The sequence below is a fragment of the Vibrio gangliei genome (assembly GCF_026001925.1).
Lineage (GTDB): Bacteria > Pseudomonadota > Gammaproteobacteria > Enterobacterales > Vibrionaceae > Vibrio > Vibrio gangliei.
In genome coordinates this window covers 2,044,880-2,060,264 of the sequence record NZ_AP021869.1, presented here as the reverse complement: position 1 = coordinate 2,060,264, position 15,385 = coordinate 2,044,880, and the positions used below count along the sequence as shown (strand labels likewise).

Sequence of the window (15,385 nt, the reverse complement as noted above, 5' to 3'; positions counted from 1 at the left end):
GCAATGTGATTGTTGGAATACCAAAGTCATTCATATAGGCGACTTGGTAGAGCACTTGGAATACATGGTAAAGGTGGAATTGATATTTGTCAGCATTTGTTGTGATAGTTACTGACTCTGTGATAACGACACTGGTTGCAAACCTAACCAACTGATAAACTCCAAGCAGATATATTATGAGATGGAACCAATATGTATACAGCAGAAGAAAAAGCACGCATTAAATGGGCTTGTCGCCGTGGTATGTTAGAGCTTGATGTCGTTATCATGCCATTTTTTGAAGAATGCTTTGATGACTTATCTGAGCAAGAACAACAAGAGTTTGTGTCTTTATTAGAGTGTGATGATCCTGATTTGTTTACTTGGATCATGGGACATGGCCGTAGTGAGCATCTAGGTCACGCCAAGTTAGTGGATCGCATCGTTGCCCACAATCTTAGTAAAGTCCGTTAATCCGTCACCTCACACGACGCTCTTTTATTATCGTTCTACTTATATCGCTCAAATTGGATTCGTACTTTTTAGTACAATGTGTTTTTGGGCGATATCAGTGTCTCAACTTCCTCTCACCCCTTCTCTTTTACTGATAATTTTATCTTTATTTGCACTTCATTCCTTATATCGACGTTCACTCTCTCAGAATAACCAAGATCGTTTTTCTCTCATTCAGCGCTTGGATAGGCAGTGGTGTGAATTCGGCATTCAAATCGTTCTACATAACGGTGGGTTAATTCGTATTTTTCGCCATCAAATGCTTGAGCAGGATTACAAGCGTTTAAATGCTTTACTGGATGAAGGGGAAGGGCACATCTCCTGTCTTGTGCAGCTAAAAGAAATGGAAAGTAAGCATCAAACCGAAAAGAGTGTAAGGGGAAAATAGTAAAGCGAGAAAATATAAAGGGGTAAAGAGAGGGAAAAATAGGCCCGATAGCGAGCCTATTCGCAGATGAATTTGAAGTTACTGCTGATAAAACTTAAGGTCACCCGACCCTAAAACAACGGATTACTGGTACGGAACTTTTCGGGCTCTAGAATGGTTGGTCCGCTATTTTCCAACTGATTAGGGTAATCAAGTGTGTAGTGCAGACCACGACTTTCCTTGCGCTCCATTGCACAACGAACCATTAACTCAGCGACTTGCAGTAAGTTACGCAATTCAAGTAGGTTATTCGATACTCTAAAGTGGCTGTAATATTCATGGGTTTCTTGTTGCAACAACTGAATACGACGCATCGCCCGTTCTAAGCGCTTATTGGTACGTACAATTCCCATGTAGTCCCACATAAATAGACGAAGCTCGTGCCAGTTATGTTGCAGTACCACTTCTTCATCTGAGTTCGTTACTTGGCTTTCATCCCAATACGGTAAAGTGTCAGGTAGTGGCACACTATCAATTTTAGCCACAATATCTTTCGCTGCCGACCAAGCGTATACCACACATTCTAACAACGAATTCGAGGCTAAACGGTTCGCACCATGCAGACCGGTATAAGTCACTTCGCCAACCGCGTATAAGTTATCAAGATCGGTTTGACCTTGTTGATTCACCATCACGCCACCGCAAGTGTAGTGAGCCGCAGGTACGATAGGAATCGGTTCTTTACTCATATCGATACCAAGATCAAGCAGACGCATGTTAATGGTCGGGAAGTGTTTTTCTATAAATTCAACCGGTTTATGGCTGATGTCTAAATACATGCAATCTGCACCAAGACGCTTCATTTCATAGTCGATCGCGCGAGCCACGATATCACGAGGGGCAAGCTCGGCACGCTCATCGAAATCAGGCATAAAACGAGTGCCATCAGGGCGTTTTAGATAGGCGCCTTCACCACGTAATGCTTCGGTTAACAAAAAGTTTCTGGCTTCAGGGTGAAATAAACACGTTGGGTGGAATTGGTTAAATTCGAGGTTAGCGACACGACAACCTGCACGCCAGGCCATCGCGATACCATCACCAGAAGAAACATCCGGGTTTGATGTGTACTGATAAACCTTAGAAGCACCGCCGGTGGCAAGAACCACAAATTTAGCACGAACCGATTCAACATGTTCTAGATTGCGGTTCCAAATATACGCTCCCACTACCTTTTTGGCATCGCCACCAATGCGGTCTTCGGTAATGAGATCTAAGGCGTTATAACGTTCTAAGAAATGGATGTTGGGATGATTATTGACGTTATCTTGTAGGTTGGTTTGCATTGCCATACCGGTGGCATCAGCAGCGTGAAGAATACGTCGATGACTGTGGCCACCTTCACGAGTTAAGTGGTGTCGAGGATGCTCACTTTTATCATTTTCATCTAAATCGAAAGGAACACCACCATCAATTAGCCATTGCACACACTCTTTCGCATTTTCTGTGATGAAGCTAACCGCGTCTTCTTCACAAATTCCAGCGCCCGCGATGAGGGTATCTTCAATATGAGACTCCACACTATCGCTTTCATCAAAGACAGCAGCAATACCACCTTGAGCGTAATAAGTGGAGCCTTCATTACGAGGACCTTTGCTTAATACTATGACTTTACCATGAGGAGCTACGCGTAATGCTAAAGATAGCCCCGCGGCACCACTACCAATGACCAATACATCGCATTGATGTTCACTGTTTGTGTTCATAAGTTTATTTCAGTTCCTAAGCAGGTATAGAGATTGTTTCTATACGCGTTTGTGCTACTCAATAAATGAGTAAATAGTCAGCCGATACTTGGCAGCCATTTGTAATCAGGGGGTAATATGCATAAATATTAAGCCGACTTGCAAGCGCCGTTTGACTTTTCCATGAAAAAAATAAGAAAGTACGGTGACGCTGACAGCTTATTTTATGTTTAAAATGGCAAAAGTTTTTATTTATATGAACTTTTTGCACCGGCTCGTGTCACAATGATGGTCGGTGATACATCAATACTACAATATACCCAAGTGATTACCATAAGGCGCTGGTACCGTTAGTTAGAACGATTTCTTATAAAAGCTAGCTTCTTATGAAAAATTGAGCGTTAAAACGCGTTCAGATCATTTAAGTATAATAAAAAGTACTCATACCGATGATGGAAATGAGTAAAACAAATAGGAGTAGGTGCTCGAAATGAGCGAGCAGTTAACTGATCAAGTTTTAATTGAGCGAGTTCAAAACGGGGATAAACAAGCATTCAACCTTTTGGTGACTAAGTATCAAAACAAAGTGTGCAGTTTGATATCTCGCTACATTAAGAACTCGGGCGATGTGCCTGACGTGGCTCAAGAAGCCTTTATCAAAGCTTATCGAGCGTTGCCAAACTTTCGTGGGGAAAGTGCGTTCTATACTTGGCTTTATCGTATCGCGGTCAATACTGCGAAGAATCATATCGTCTCTCAATCACGCCGTCCGCCATCCAGTGATGTCGATGCAGAAGAAGCCGAATATTATGAATCTGGTGGCGCATTAAAAGAAATTTCGAACCCTGAGAACTTAACGTTGTCAGAAGAATTAAAGCAGGTGGTTTTTCATGCAATTGAAGCCCTACCTGAAGATTTAAAAACAGCAATGACATTACGTGAACTCGATGGCTTGAGTTACGAAGAAATTGCTGAAGTGATGGATTGTCCTGTGGGGACAGTTCGTTCTCGGATTTTCCGAGCTCGTGAAGCCGTGGAGAAAAAAATTCGTCCACTGGTGCAGCGATAACCTGTGAATATAAATGGTGAGTAACATGACCAATAAACAGCAGATCTCAGCTCTAATGGATGGTGAGCTCGTCGATCAAGCCCTGATTTCAGAGATTGAGCAAGATGAAGAATCGTTGCAAGCGTGGAATCATTACCACTTGATCGGAGATACGCTTCGAGGCGAAACCCCGGCGAATCCGCAATGGGATATAGCATCGAAAGTGGCACTGGCACTAGATGATGAGCCTGCACACACCACTCGTTCGGTGAATAATGTCGCGTCTATGCTTGAAGCTCAGCCGACACCACAAAAAGCACGTTCACGCATGCCATCTTGGTTAAGTAATTTAACCCAAGTGGGTATTGCAGCCTGCGTGTCTCTGGTTGTGGTGTTAGGGGTTCAACAATACTCAGGCTCAGATAGCACCAATGTGGCCTCTGATTCAGATCAGCTCCCAGTTTTACAAACCATACCTTTTGCTGGATCTGCCGAACCCGTTAGCCTGACTCGCGACTCGGTTCGTCCACAATCCGATGAAGCAAAAGCGATGGAGCAGCATCGACGTGCCAACGCTTTGATGCAAGATTATGAATTACAACTGCGTTTGAATCATGCAAGCGAATAGTTTGAGCTTGTTAATCATCAACGGATGAAAGCGGTATTGAAATGAAAAAAATCCTGATTAGTACTTGGTTGCTACTCAGCTTATTTAGTCAAGTTGCCTCAGCGGAAGATGCTAAGCCATCCGCTGAGGCTTTATTGCTTAAAATGAGTGAGGCGAGTAAGACAATGAATTATGAGTTGTCTTACATTTTGGTTCGTAAAAACAGCATAGAACCGTTGTTGTATCGTCATGCTATCGAAAATGAGCAAAACCTAGCGCATCTTGTCTATCTTAGTGGGCCGGTGCGTGAGGTGATTCGTCGTGGTGATGAAATCAGTTATATCGAGCCAGGGCTAGATCCTTTTTCTATCCGTTCCGGTCACATGGTTGCGCCATTAATTCCGTTGATTGACAGTGATATTAACGCCCTCAGCCAGATTTATGACTTTGTTAAGATTGGCCGTTCTCGTGAAGCCGGTACCGCTTGTCAAGTTGTGCGCGTTGTTCCAAAAGATGGTCAACGCTATTCCTATATAGTGTGGATTGATGAACGTACCCATTTGCCTTTACGTGCGGATTTAGTTGAGCGCAATGGTGAAATTCTAGAGCAATATCGCACGATTTCTTACGCTGTAAGTGATCACGTTGCGACGATTTTAGATGGTCTCAATTCAGTTAAATTACCAGACGTGCTGACGTTGCCTAAGCCAGAAGAAACAGACGCAGACTGGAAAGTTAACTGGGTACCCAATGGTTTTGAAGCGAACAGCTTGAATCGCTACCGTATGTCGGTAACTGGCAGTGTGGTAGAAAGCCAACTGTACAGTGATGGATTGTTTAATTTTTCCGTCTATGTATCGGAAATGAAAACCCCAAATAGCCAATTGCAAACCTATCGCCAAGGCCGTCGTACCTTGCAAACTTTTATTAAAGACAGTCGAGAGATTTCAGTGATCGGGGATATTCCTCCGTCTACTGCCAAGCGTATTGCTGACTCTGTCACTTTTAATAATAAATCCAATGGAACGACGCCATGATGACCGCCTTAGCAACGGTGATGTCCGTTGAGAAGCAGCAAGACATGAATTATGTTGAGCTGAGCTGCGAGCAACAAACGAGTTGCAAGAGTTGTCAGTCGCAAAAAAGCTGTGGCACAGGCATGGTTTCAAAAGCGCTCGGGAATAAAGCGCATTTATGGAAGCTCAATACTCGTGAACCCTTACAAGCGGGTCAAGTGGTCGAGATTGGCCTACCTGAAAAAAGTTTGGTGTTATCGGCATTGGTGGTGTATTTGCTGCCATTGCTTGCCATGATTTTAGGTAGCGTTGTCGCGCAACTGGTTTTAAGACCATGGCTTGGCTTAGGCGAAGGGATTGTGATTTTGTCATTCTTTTTATGTGGCGCTTTAGGTATTTACTTTGCTAAGCCTGCCACACAATGGTTGGAGCAAAAAGTAGGGAGTGAAGTGTCACTGATTCGCGTGTTGGGTCAGCCAATCCTATAAATGTTTTATTTAGGTTAATCTTGTTTTCGTCAGGGTATAGCTACCCAGCAGGAAATTGGGTAGAATCCCTGCCACTATAATGAAACTAGCCCTAAACTTGGGGTTTCATGTCCCATTCACCCATTATTTGAGTATTGTCTCCAGCCTATGAAGCACATTCGTAACTTTTCGATTATCGCCCATATCGACCACGGTAAGTCGACTCTTTCTGATCGCTTAATTCAAGTTTGTGGAGGGCTGACCGAGCGCGAAATGGCAGCTCAAGTACTTGATTCCATGGATCTTGAGCGTGAACGTGGCATCACTATCAAAGCGCAAAGTGTGACACTTGATTATAAAGCTTCTGATGGCGAAACCTATCAGTTGAACTTCATCGATACTCCTGGACACGTTGACTTCTCTTACGAAGTATCTCGCTCTCTAGCCGCGTGTGAAGGTGCCTTATTGGTGGTTGATGCTGGTCAAGGTGTAGAAGCTCAAACATTGGCTAACTGTTATACCGCGATCGAAATGGATCTCGAGGTTGTGCCAATCCTCAATAAAATTGACCTACCTGCCGCAGACCCTGAGCGTGTCGCTGAAGAAATTGAAGACATCGTCGGTATTGATGCGATGGAAGCGGTACGTTGTTCAGCGAAAACTGGCGTAGGTGTTGATCTTGTTTTAGAAGAGATTGTGAAAGCGATCCCGGCACCTGAGGGTGATCCTGAAGCGCCATTGCAAGCGTTGATCATTGACTCATGGTTTGATAACTACTTAGGCGTTGTGTCTTTAGTGCGTATTAAAAACGGTAAGCTGAAGAAAAACGACAAGATCAAAGTCATGAGTACCGGTCAAACTTGGGGTGTAGACCGCATTGGTATCTTTACACCGAAACAAGTGGATACCGATGGTCTAGAGACTGGCGAAGTAGGTTGGGTGGTTTGTGGTATTAAAGACATTCTCGGCGCACCAGTTGGTGATACCTTAACGCATGCAAAAGGCGGCTGTGAAAAAGCGCTACCAGGTTTCCAAAAAGTGAAACCACAGGTTTATGCGGGTCTATTCCCTGTATCATCGGATGATTATGAAAACTTCCGTGATGCTCTGGGTAAATTAAGCCTCAACGATGCATCGTTATTCTATGAGCCAGAAAGTTCAGCAGCACTAGGTTTTGGTTTCCGCTGTGGTTTCCTCGGCATGTTGCACATGGAAATCATTCAAGAGCGTTTAGAGCGTGAATACGATCTGGATTTGATCACCACCGCTCCGACCGTAGTGTACGAAGTCGCTAAAACTAACGGTGATATTTTATACGTTGATAGCCCGGCGAAATTGCCAGCAATTAACGATATTGACCAAATTCGTGAGCCAATTGCCCGTTGTAATATTCTTGTGCCATCAGATTACTTAGGTAACGTGATTACACTTTGTGTAGAAAAACGTGGTACGCAAGTAGACATGGTTTATCACGGTAACCAAGTGGCATTAACTTACGATATCCCAATGGCAGAAGTGGTTCTGGATTTCTTTGACCGCTTGAAGTCAACTTCTCGTGGTTATGCGTCACTGGATTACAACTTCCACCGTTTTGAAGACTCCAACATGGTTCGTGTGGATGTGTTGCTTAACGGTGACACTGTTGATGCACTGGCGATCATCACGCACAAAGATCAAGCACAAACTCGTGGCCGTCAGCTGGTGGAAAAAATGAAAGAATTCATTCCACGTCAAATGTTTGATATTGCGATTCAAGCGGCGATTGGTAACCACATTATTGCGCGTTCAACCGTGAAGCAATTGCGTAAAAACGTAATCGCTAAATGTTACGGCGGTGATGTGAGTCGTAAGAAGAAACTGTTGAAGAAACAGAAAGAAGGTAAGAAACGCATGAAGCAAATCGGTAACGTAGAGCTGCCGCAAGAAGCGTTCCTAGCCATCTTACACGTAGGTAAAGATTAATCACTGAATCATTCCGTTTTGGTGATAGCTTGTTGCTAAGGTCAACAGACCCTAGTGCCAGCAACAAGTCGATAAAGTGAAAGGGTTTAGGCTCTTTCACTTTTATTCTTTTGTATAAAGCGGCCATTTGGCTGGAGTAATTTAATAAAAGGGAAGCCGAGTCGGATGGCGAATACATTTTCATTGATCTTAGTGCTAGTGACATTAGTGACTGGCGTGGTATGGGCATTAGAGAAGTTTGTTTGGAGTAAAAAACGTAAACAAGCTTTAATGAGTGCTGAAGAGCAAACCAAGACCGGGCTTAGCCAAGATCTTGCCGCTAAAATTCATCCCCAGCCTTGGTGGGTTGAAAATAGTGTTTCCATCTTCCCAGTGATTGCATTTGTATTAGTACTTCGCAGCTTTATTTATGAGCCGTTTCAAATTCCATCTGGCTCGATGATGCCAACCTTATTGGTGGGCGATTTCATCTTAGTTGAGAAGTTTTCCTACGGCATTAAAGATCCGGTATTTCAATCTAAGTTAATTGAAACGGGTGAGCCACAACGTGGTGATATCGCAGTATTTAAATACCCGCCTCAGCCAAACATTGACTACATTAAGCGCGTAGTTGGCCTACCGGGTGATACTATCCGCTATACTGAAGATAAAAAGATTTGTGTACAAGCAGCGGGCTCATCGACTTGTGAACCAGTTGCTCAGTTTGATGCAAAACAAAGTCCATTTTATCAAGATGGCATTCCTCTGATTGAAGCGACAGAAAAGCTTGGTCCAGTGGAACACAATGTACTAATCAATCCACTTCGTCGCGATAATGTGCAGGCGTATCAGCCTCGTGCATTCCGTAATGAGTGGGTCGTACCAGAAGGTGAGTACTTTATGATGGGTGATAACCGTGATAACAGTGCTGATAGTCGTTACTGGGGTTTTGTGCCAGAAGCGAACTTTGTGGGTAAAGCCACAGCCATCTGGATCAGTTTTGAATTTGACCGTGATGCCGACAGCGCATTACCGTCTTGGATCCCAACCGGCGTACGATTTAACCGTATTGGCGGCATTAAATAACGAGAGAGTATGAATTCTCAGATCAACAGATTACAAACAAAGATTGGCTATCAGTTTAATGATGCCAATCTTTTGAATTTGGCACTGACACACCGCAGTGCCAACAGTAAACACAATGAGCGCTTAGAATTTTTGGGCGATTCAATTTTAAGTTTTGTTATTGCAGATGAGCTATATCATCGTTTCCCTAATATTAATGAAGGGGACATGAGTCGTATGCGTGCTACGTTAGTACGTGGGCATACTTTAGCTCAGTTAGGTCGTGAATTTGACTTAGGTGACTACTTAAAATTAGGTCCAGGTGAATTGAAAAGCGGCGGTTTCCGTCGTGATTCCATTCTTGCCGATGCCGTTGAAGCCATCATTGGTGCTTGCTATTTGGACAGCGATATTGAAGTGGTTCGCAAGGTGGTCTTGGCGTGGTATTTACCTCGACTAGACGAAATTAAGCCGGGTGTCTCACAAAAAGATCCAAAGACACGCCTACAGGAATTCTTGCAAGGCCGTCGCAAGCCATTGCCTGTTTATACCGTGTCTAAAATTAAAGGTGAAGCGCATAACCAAGAGTTTACTGTTTCCTGTGAAATCAATGGCATTGATGACCCAGTGGTAGGCAAAGGCACTAGCCGACGTAAAGCAGAGCAAGCGGCTGCGGAGTTGGCATTAGGAGTATTAACCAATGACAAATAAACATGATTCAAATGAACCTGCAGAGTTCGATTTAGATGCTTACTTTGCTGGTGAAGCTCAGCCTTCACAGCAACAAGAAGCGGAGATCGATCCAAGTGAACAACACTGCGGGTTTGTGGCGATTGTTGGTCGACCTAATGTGGGTAAATCTACCTTATTGAACCATCTGCTTGGCCAGAAAATTTCGATCACTTCGCGTAAGCCGCAAACTACTCGTCACCGTATCATGGGGGTAGAAACTGAAGGCGCGTATCAAGCCATTTATGTCGATACTCCAGGGCTTCATATTGAAGAAAAACGCGCGATTAACCGTTTAATGAACCGTGCCGCAAACAGTTCATTAAGTGACGTCAACTTAGTGCTTTTCTTAGTGGATGGCACACACTGGACGCCAGATGATGAAATGGTGCTTAACAAATTGCGTGCGGCAAACTTTCCAACCGTATTATTGGTGAATAAAGTCGATAACGTAAAAGATCGCAATGAAGTGATGCTTCACATGCAAGCCATGTCTGAAAAGATGGACTTTGTTGATATCATTCCTATTTCGGCAAAACATGGCCGTAATACCGATGCGATTCGCAAACACGTTCGTGAAGCACTGCCGCAAGCGATTCATCATTTCCCTGAAGAATACGTGACCGACCGTTCACAACGTTTCATGGCATCTGAAATCATTCGTGAAAAATTGATGCGCTTTACCGGTGATGAATTGCCGTATTCCGTCACAGTCGAGATTGAACGCTTTGACTACAATCCAGAAACCGATGGTTTTCATATCAATGCGTTAATTTTGGTTGAACGTTCTGGTCAGAAGAAAATGGTGATTGGTAAAGGTGGTGAGAAAATCAAAACCATCGGTCGAGAAGCCCGTTTGGATATGGAAGAATTGTTCGAACGTAAAGTCTACCTAGAAACCTGGGTGAAAGTGAAATCCGGCTGGGCAGATGATGAGCGCGCTTTGCGTTCGTTAGGTTATATTGATGATTTATAATCGTTAATCAGGATCTCGTGACTCGTTTCTCGATGAAAATCTTGATGAAAGATGAATCGAGAAACGAGCAGCCGAGATTCGCGCTACGGAAAAAGCTATGTCTGACCCGCAAGGATTACAACGCTGTTTTATCCTACATCGCCGTCCTTATACTGAAACCAGTTTGATCTTGGATGTATTCAGTGAAGAGTATGGCCGAGTCAGTATTTTAGCCAAAGGCGCGCGCAGTAAGCGATCCAACCTCAAAGGGGTGCTCCAACCCTTCACACCGTTATTATTAAAGTGGTTTGGTAAAGGTTCGATGAGAACGTTAAGACAAGCCGAACCGATAAGCCTCGGTATTCCTCTTACCGGAATCAATCTCTATTCTGCAATGTATATCAACGAGTTGATCAGCCGCGTGGTAGAGTCTGAAGGCGCCTATCCTGAACTATTTCATGATTATCTCGCCGCTCTGACAGAGTTAGCTCAAGCGGATAACCCTGAACCGGCATTACGTCGATTCGAGTTAGCTTTGCTGTCATCACTTGGCTACGGAGTGGACTTTTTACACTGTGCCGGCAGTGGGGAGCCCGTATCTGAGAACATGACTTATCGCTATCGTGAACAAAAAGGCTTTATTGCGAGCGTGAGAAAGGATAACTTAACCTTTCTTGGCAATGAGTTAATCGCGATCAGTGAGCGTCGATTTCTTACCAAACAACAATTACAAGCTGCTAAGCGTTTTACTCGCATGGCTCTCAAGCCTTATCTTGGTAGCAAACCATTAAAAAGTCGGGAATTATTTGTGTCGGTATCATCGAGCAGTATTCCGAAAACAAGGAGTTAAACCATGAGTGAGATTTACTTAGGCGTCAATATTGATCATATCGCAACCGTGAGAAATGCGCGTGGGACTAAGTATCCAGATCCTGTTCATGCGGCGGAAATTGCAGAGCGCGCAGGCGCTGATGGCATTACTGTGCATTTGCGTGAAGACCGCCGTCACATAAAAGACCGCGATGTGCGTATTTTGAGTGAAACCATTCAAACCCGTATGAACCTTGAAATGGCAGTCACCGATGAAATGGTCGAGATTGCGATTCAAACCAAGCCTGAGTATGTGTGTTTAGTACCTGAAAAACGCGAAGAACTCACCACAGAAGGTGGGCTGGATGTGGCCGGTCAACTTGAAAAAGTAAAAGCCGCTACGGAAAAACTCACCAAAGCAGGCATTAAGGTGTCTTTATTTATTGATGCTTCACATGAGCAAATTGATGCCGCTAAAGCCTGTGGTGCACCTTTTATTGAATTGCACACCGGCCATTACGCGGATGCTGAATCCGATGTTGAGCAAAAGGCAGAATTAAAGCGCATTGCGGCAGGGGCAACTTATGCGCATAGCATTGGCATTAAAGTGAATGCAGGGCATGGATTGACTTATCACAATGTTGGCCCGATTGCGGCATTGCCAGAAATTTATGAGTTAAACATTGGTCATGCCATTATTGGCCGTGCTCTGTTTGATGGTTTAGATAAAGCTGTAGCTGACATGAAATCGGTTATGCAACACGCACGTCAGCAGGCTCTATTAGGCTAATGGCGATTATCGGCTTAGGCACAGACATTGCCGATATTGAACGCATAGAGAACAGTTTACAGCGTTCGGGACAAGCGTTTGCTGAGCGTATTTTAACGCCGTTTGAACTCGCCATTTTTCATGGGTTGAAACAAAAAGGGCGCTACCTTGCTAAACGCTTTGCAGCCAAAGAAGCCGCTTCTAAAGCACTGGGTACGGGCATTGCGTGTGGGGTCAGTTTCCAAGATTTCACTATCGATAATGATCAACTGGGCAAGCCGGTATTAACGCTCACCGGAAAAGCGCTGCAACTAGCACACGACCGTGGCGTGCAACATATCCATTTATCGATTTCCGATGAAAAGCGTTATGCCATGGCGACGGTGATTTTAGAGTCGTAAGCGGGATTAAAAAAATCGAGCCACATACCAGCTCGATTTTTTGTTTTAGCTATTTCAGATCAGCATCACTTCAATAATGTTTTCGCTTCTTGTTTTACCTTTTCCATTTCATCTTGCAGCTCAAACAATTCCGGTTCGATATCCGCGACCGGTTGCTCTGCTCGCAAGGCGGTTTCAATGGTGGCACATAAGGTTTGCAGCTTAGGAACACCACTGTAGGAGCAACTGCCGTGCAATTTATGAATCGTTGCCAGTAAACTTTCTTGATATTTTTCTGGCTCGGTTAATGCCCGCTCAATTTCCTGATCGACTTCGGGTAAGAACTCGATCAGCATGGTGAGCATATCGATCGCCAGATCTTCTTTATTGGCGGCTTGCTTTAACGCTTTTGGCCAGTCAATGCTGACTGGTTGACTGGCCGACTTGTGATGGTGTCCTTGTGTAATGCTAGGTAGCTTGTCCAACTGACCGTCCGTTAAATCAAGGCGTTCTATGGTGCCTTGCTCGGCATACGGGTTCCAGTGAACTAATGCTTGATGAAGGACATGCTCCTCAATGGGTTTCGATAAATAATCATCCATGCCAGCTTGCAGTAGTCGTTCGCGTTCGCCATCAATAGCATGCGCGGTTACCGCAATCACGGGGGTTTGTGCATTCATTGGTAATTGCTTGATTTTTTGGCACGCGGTCACCCCATCCATGTGTGGCATTTGAATGTCCATTAAAATGACATCAAATTTTTGTTCTGCGGCTTGTGCGACCGCTTGAGTCCCGCTGCTGCATGCGACAATATGTTCCACTTGTTCTTCTAATAATGCGCTGATCAACTTTAAGTTAGCCGGATTATCATCGACCGCCATGACTTTGAGTGGCAGTACATCTTTATGCGCTGGTGGCGCTGCTAATAATGTCGATTTAGCTTGGTTGGGCAGCATCAGTTGGATTAATTTGCGGCGCACAATGGGTTTGGCAATACATTGGATCGGGTAGAGCTTAATTAAGTTTTCCGCCAGTGCTAATTCGGTGCTCGGCAAGCCTAAAATTAACTGCGACGACAAATTCAGCCCTTTCTGGATCAGGGTAAATAAGCTGCTTTGATCGTAGCTTTGGTTCGGTGGTAAGTTGAGTAATACAAAATCAAAGCGCTCTGGGTTATCTGCCAGTTGAGCTTGATAGGTAACATTCATGCCGACACGAGTTAATTGTTGTTCGATAATCGCGGCGGCAGGCATGTTTGGCTCAACCAGAAGTACCGATTTCCCATGAAGTGATGAGGCATCAATTTGTGGTGCAAGCGGCATATTGGTGGTTTGGAAGCTTACCGTAAACCAGAATGTTGAGCCTTGGTGTAAGCGACTGGTTAGGCTGATTTCACCACCCATTTGGCTAATCAAGTTTTGTGTAATGACTAAGCCTAGACCTGTGCCGCCATAACGGCGAGAAATACTGGCATCGGCTTGGCTAAATGCTTGGAATAATTGGGACTGCTGACGTTCGGAAATACCAATTCCGGTATCACGCACCATGAATTGCACTTCAATACTTTTCTCTTGGCGAGAGCGCAATTCCGCCACAATGTCGATGTTGCCGCGCTCGGTAAATTTGATGGCATTACCAACGAGGTTAGTAAGTACTTGCTGAATACGAAGCGGGTCACCCACCATGGCTTGCGGAATGTTAGTGTCAATATTGAGCGTGATTTCTAGGCCTTTCTCATGAGCGCTTGGAGCTTGCAAGCTCACGACTTCATCGAGCGTATCTTGCAGGTCAAATGGAATATTCTCCAAGAGCAACTTACCCGCTTCGAGTTTAGAAAAATCGAGAATATCGTTGATGATCGACAGTAGATTTTGCGCAGAACGCTCAATCGTTTGTAGGTAATCCACTTGGTTGGCGGTTAACTCTGTTTTCAGCATTTGACGAGCAAAACCAATCACACCGTTCAGTGGAGTGCGCAACTCGTGTGACATATTGGCGAGGAATTCTGATTTCACCCGCGCGGCTTCTTGGGCGCGTTTTTTCGCAATATCGAGTTCAATGTTTTGAATTTCTAACTGTTCAAGTGTTTCACGCAAATCAGAGGTTGCTTGGTCGATGCTGTGCTGCATTTCCACATGGTATTCTGACAACGAAATCGCCATAGCATTGATACCACTTTTTAGGGTATCAAGCTCACCATGCAGTTTGCCTTCAATTCGTACATCGAGGTGGCCTCGGCGAATCCGGTCTACCACACTGACCATGTGAGATATAGGTAACGTCACATCACGCATTAAGCGATAAGCAAAAAAGCCAGATAAGCCAATACCAAACAACAATACGATTAAAGCGGCAAAGATTTCTTGATATTGCTGTAAACGTAAAGATGACAAATCTAATTCAATGGCGATATAACCCAAGGCTTGATTTGGATCGATCTTTTTACCACTTGAACTGGTAAATTGGCCTTCGGCTAAAATCGGCGAACGAAGGATCATGATATTGGGATTGGTTTTCGATGGCTCAATGGTGCTTAGTAGCGGGATGGGCTTGCTCTTATCAAAGGTGAGCGACTGGAAATTCGGATGAAAGTTGGATGTCACAAACAATTCATGATGCGCATCGAACACCGCAATACTGCGGACAATGTTGGAATGCTTACGATGGGCGTAACTGATTAGACGGCGTACGGCTTCGCGGCTTTGCTGTGTCATGCCGTACTCACTGGCAATCGCAAGAGGCTCAATGATATCGGTGCCGGAAGTGATGAGCTGCGACTCAAGATCTTGATAGCGATTAAAAGTGAAAAAAGCGCTCAATAATAAGCCAATAATCAACGTTGGTGCTAACGTTAAAGTAATTACGCGGGCGCGCAAGCCATACCTTGTCATGATTCTTTAATTACAAGCCTGTCTGGATATGGGAAAATAGCGGAATGAGAGTGCTGTTCGATAATGAGCCGAAGAACATAGTCAATCCAAACGTGTCCTTAGCTTA

General features: G+C 44.4%; 15 protein-coding genes. 13 read left to right on the top strand and 2 right to left on the bottom strand.

Translation table 11 applies throughout. The features are described from left to right. Positions 1-192 precede the first annotated feature (192 nt). Together Vgang_RS09480 and Vgang_RS09475 are read left to right on the top strand one after the other, a co-directional pair. Positions 193-453: an FAD assembly factor SdhE gene (locus Vgang_RS09480; protein WP_105900866.1), complete on the top strand. Its 261-nt coding sequence runs from the start codon at positions 193-195 to the stop codon at positions 451-453. Positions 454-550: 97 nt separating this feature from the next. Next, a complete protein-coding gene (locus Vgang_RS09475; RefSeq protein ID WP_157945987.1) occupies positions 551-880 on the top strand; it encodes a hypothetical protein in 330 nt (109 codons plus the stop codon). A gap of 110 nt (positions 881-990) precedes the next feature. Here the strand turns inward: Vgang_RS09475 and nadB are convergent, their stop codons facing one another. Beyond that, positions 991-2,622 carry an L-aspartate oxidase gene (gene nadB, locus Vgang_RS09470; RefSeq protein ID WP_105900868.1) on the bottom strand — a complete coding sequence of 544 codons (1,632 nt, stop codon included), beginning with the start codon at positions 2,620-2,622 and terminating at the stop codon, positions 991-993. Between the two features lie 469 nt (positions 2,623-3,091). On the opposite strand from nadB, the gene rpoE reads away from it, so the two are divergent. The 11 genes from rpoE (at position 3,092) to acpS (ending at position 12,409) form a co-directional block, all read left to right on the top strand. Continuing rightward, positions 3,092-3,670: an RNA polymerase sigma factor RpoE gene (gene rpoE, locus Vgang_RS09465; RefSeq protein WP_105900869.1), complete on the top strand. Its 579-nt coding sequence runs from the start codon at positions 3,092-3,094 to the stop codon at positions 3,668-3,670. Positions 3,671-3,695: 25 nt separating this feature from the next. Further along, complete coding sequence (locus Vgang_RS09460) at positions 3,696-4,277, top strand: RseA family anti-sigma factor (RefSeq protein WP_105900870.1); 582 nt, start codon at positions 3,696-3,698, stop codon at positions 4,275-4,277. Between the two features lie 41 nt (positions 4,278-4,318). Next, complete coding sequence (rseB, locus tag Vgang_RS09455) at positions 4,319-5,293, top strand: sigma-E factor regulatory protein RseB (RefSeq protein ID WP_105900871.1); 975 nt, start codon at positions 4,319-4,321, stop codon at positions 5,291-5,293. Then, positions 5,290-5,760, top strand: coding sequence for a SoxR reducing system RseC family protein (locus Vgang_RS09450; protein WP_105900872.1), 471 nt, complete (start codon positions 5,290-5,292; stop codon positions 5,758-5,760). The genes rseB and Vgang_RS09450 overlap by 4 nt, the downstream gene beginning before the upstream one ends. Positions 5,761-5,907: 147 nt before the next feature. After that, complete coding sequence (gene lepA, locus Vgang_RS09445) at positions 5,908-7,701, top strand: translation elongation factor 4 (protein WP_105900873.1); 1,794 nt, start codon at positions 5,908-5,910, stop codon at positions 7,699-7,701. Between the two features lie 165 nt (positions 7,702-7,866). After that, positions 7,867-8,766 carry a signal peptidase I gene (gene lepB, locus Vgang_RS09440; protein WP_105900874.1) on the top strand — a complete coding sequence of 300 codons (900 nt, stop codon included), beginning with the start codon at positions 7,867-7,869 and terminating at the stop codon, positions 8,764-8,766. Between the two features lie 9 nt (positions 8,767-8,775). After that, positions 8,776-9,456 (top strand): ribonuclease III, encoded by a 681-nt coding sequence (gene rnc / locus Vgang_RS09435; protein ID WP_105900875.1) that lies wholly within the window; start codon positions 8,776-8,778, stop codon positions 9,454-9,456. After that, positions 9,446-10,450 (top strand): GTPase Era, encoded by a 1,005-nt coding sequence (era, locus tag Vgang_RS09430; RefSeq protein ID WP_105900876.1) that lies wholly within the window; start codon positions 9,446-9,448, stop codon positions 10,448-10,450. Before rnc ends, era begins: the two co-directional genes overlap by 11 nt. 97 nt (positions 10,451-10,547) lie before the next feature. Continuing rightward, the gene (recO, locus tag Vgang_RS09425; protein WP_105900877.1) at positions 10,548-11,279 is read left to right on the top strand and encodes a DNA repair protein RecO; all 732 of its coding nucleotides are present in this window, start codon (positions 10,548-10,550) and stop codon (positions 11,277-11,279) included. Positions 11,280-11,282: 3 nt separating this feature from the next. Beyond that, a complete protein-coding gene (pdxJ, locus tag Vgang_RS09420; protein ID WP_105900878.1) occupies positions 11,283-12,029 on the top strand; it encodes a pyridoxine 5'-phosphate synthase in 747 nt (248 codons plus the stop codon). Next, positions 12,029-12,409 carry a holo-ACP synthase gene (gene acpS / locus Vgang_RS09415; RefSeq protein WP_105900879.1) on the top strand — a complete coding sequence of 127 codons (381 nt, stop codon included), beginning with the start codon at positions 12,029-12,031 and terminating at the stop codon, positions 12,407-12,409. Before pdxJ ends, acpS begins: the two co-directional genes overlap by 1 nt. Before the next feature lie 65 nt (positions 12,410-12,474). On the opposite strand, the gene barA is transcribed toward acpS, so the two are convergent. Further along, positions 12,475-15,279, bottom strand: coding sequence for a two-component sensor histidine kinase BarA (gene barA, locus Vgang_RS09410; RefSeq protein WP_105900880.1), 2,805 nt, complete (start codon positions 15,277-15,279; stop codon positions 12,475-12,477). Between the last annotated feature and the right edge of the window lie 106 nt (positions 15,280-15,385).

Bases quoted from the DNA above. Each gene is read 5' to 3' on its own strand.
- pdxJ (WP_105900878.1), top strand. From the start codon at position 11,283: ATGAGTGAGATTTACTTAGGCGTCAATATTGATCATATCGCAACCGTG.
- acpS (WP_105900879.1), top strand. From the start codon at position 12,029: ATGGCGATTATCGGCTTAGGCACAGACATTGCCGATATTGAACGCATA.
- rseB (WP_105900871.1), top strand. From the start codon at position 4,319: ATGAAAAAAATCCTGATTAGTACTTGGTTGCTACTCAGCTTATTTAGT.
- rpoE (WP_105900869.1), top strand. From the start codon at position 3,092: ATGAGCGAGCAGTTAACTGATCAAGTTTTAATTGAGCGAGTTCAAAAC.
- barA (WP_105900880.1), bottom strand. From the start codon at position 15,279: ATGACAAGGTATGGCTTGCGCGCCCGCGTAATTACTTTAACGTTAGCA.
- Vgang_RS09460 (WP_105900870.1), top strand. From the start codon at position 3,696: ATGACCAATAAACAGCAGATCTCAGCTCTAATGGATGGTGAGCTCGTC.
- Vgang_RS09450 (WP_105900872.1), top strand. From the start codon at position 5,290: ATGATGACCGCCTTAGCAACGGTGATGTCCGTTGAGAAGCAGCAAGAC.
- Vgang_RS09480 (WP_105900866.1), top strand. From the start codon at position 193: ATGTATACAGCAGAAGAAAAAGCACGCATTAAATGGGCTTGTCGCCGT.
- nadB (WP_105900868.1), bottom strand. From the start codon at position 2,622: ATGAACACAAACAGTGAACATCAATGCGATGTATTGGTCATTGGTAGT.
- lepA (WP_105900873.1), top strand. From the start codon at position 5,908: ATGAAGCACATTCGTAACTTTTCGATTATCGCCCATATCGACCACGGT.
- recO (WP_105900877.1), top strand. From the start codon at position 10,548: ATGTCTGACCCGCAAGGATTACAACGCTGTTTTATCCTACATCGCCGT.
- rnc (WP_105900875.1), top strand. From the start codon at position 8,776: ATGAATTCTCAGATCAACAGATTACAAACAAAGATTGGCTATCAGTTT.
- era (WP_105900876.1), top strand. From the start codon at position 9,446: ATGACAAATAAACATGATTCAAATGAACCTGCAGAGTTCGATTTAGAT.
- lepB (WP_105900874.1), top strand. From the start codon at position 7,867: ATGGCGAATACATTTTCATTGATCTTAGTGCTAGTGACATTAGTGACT.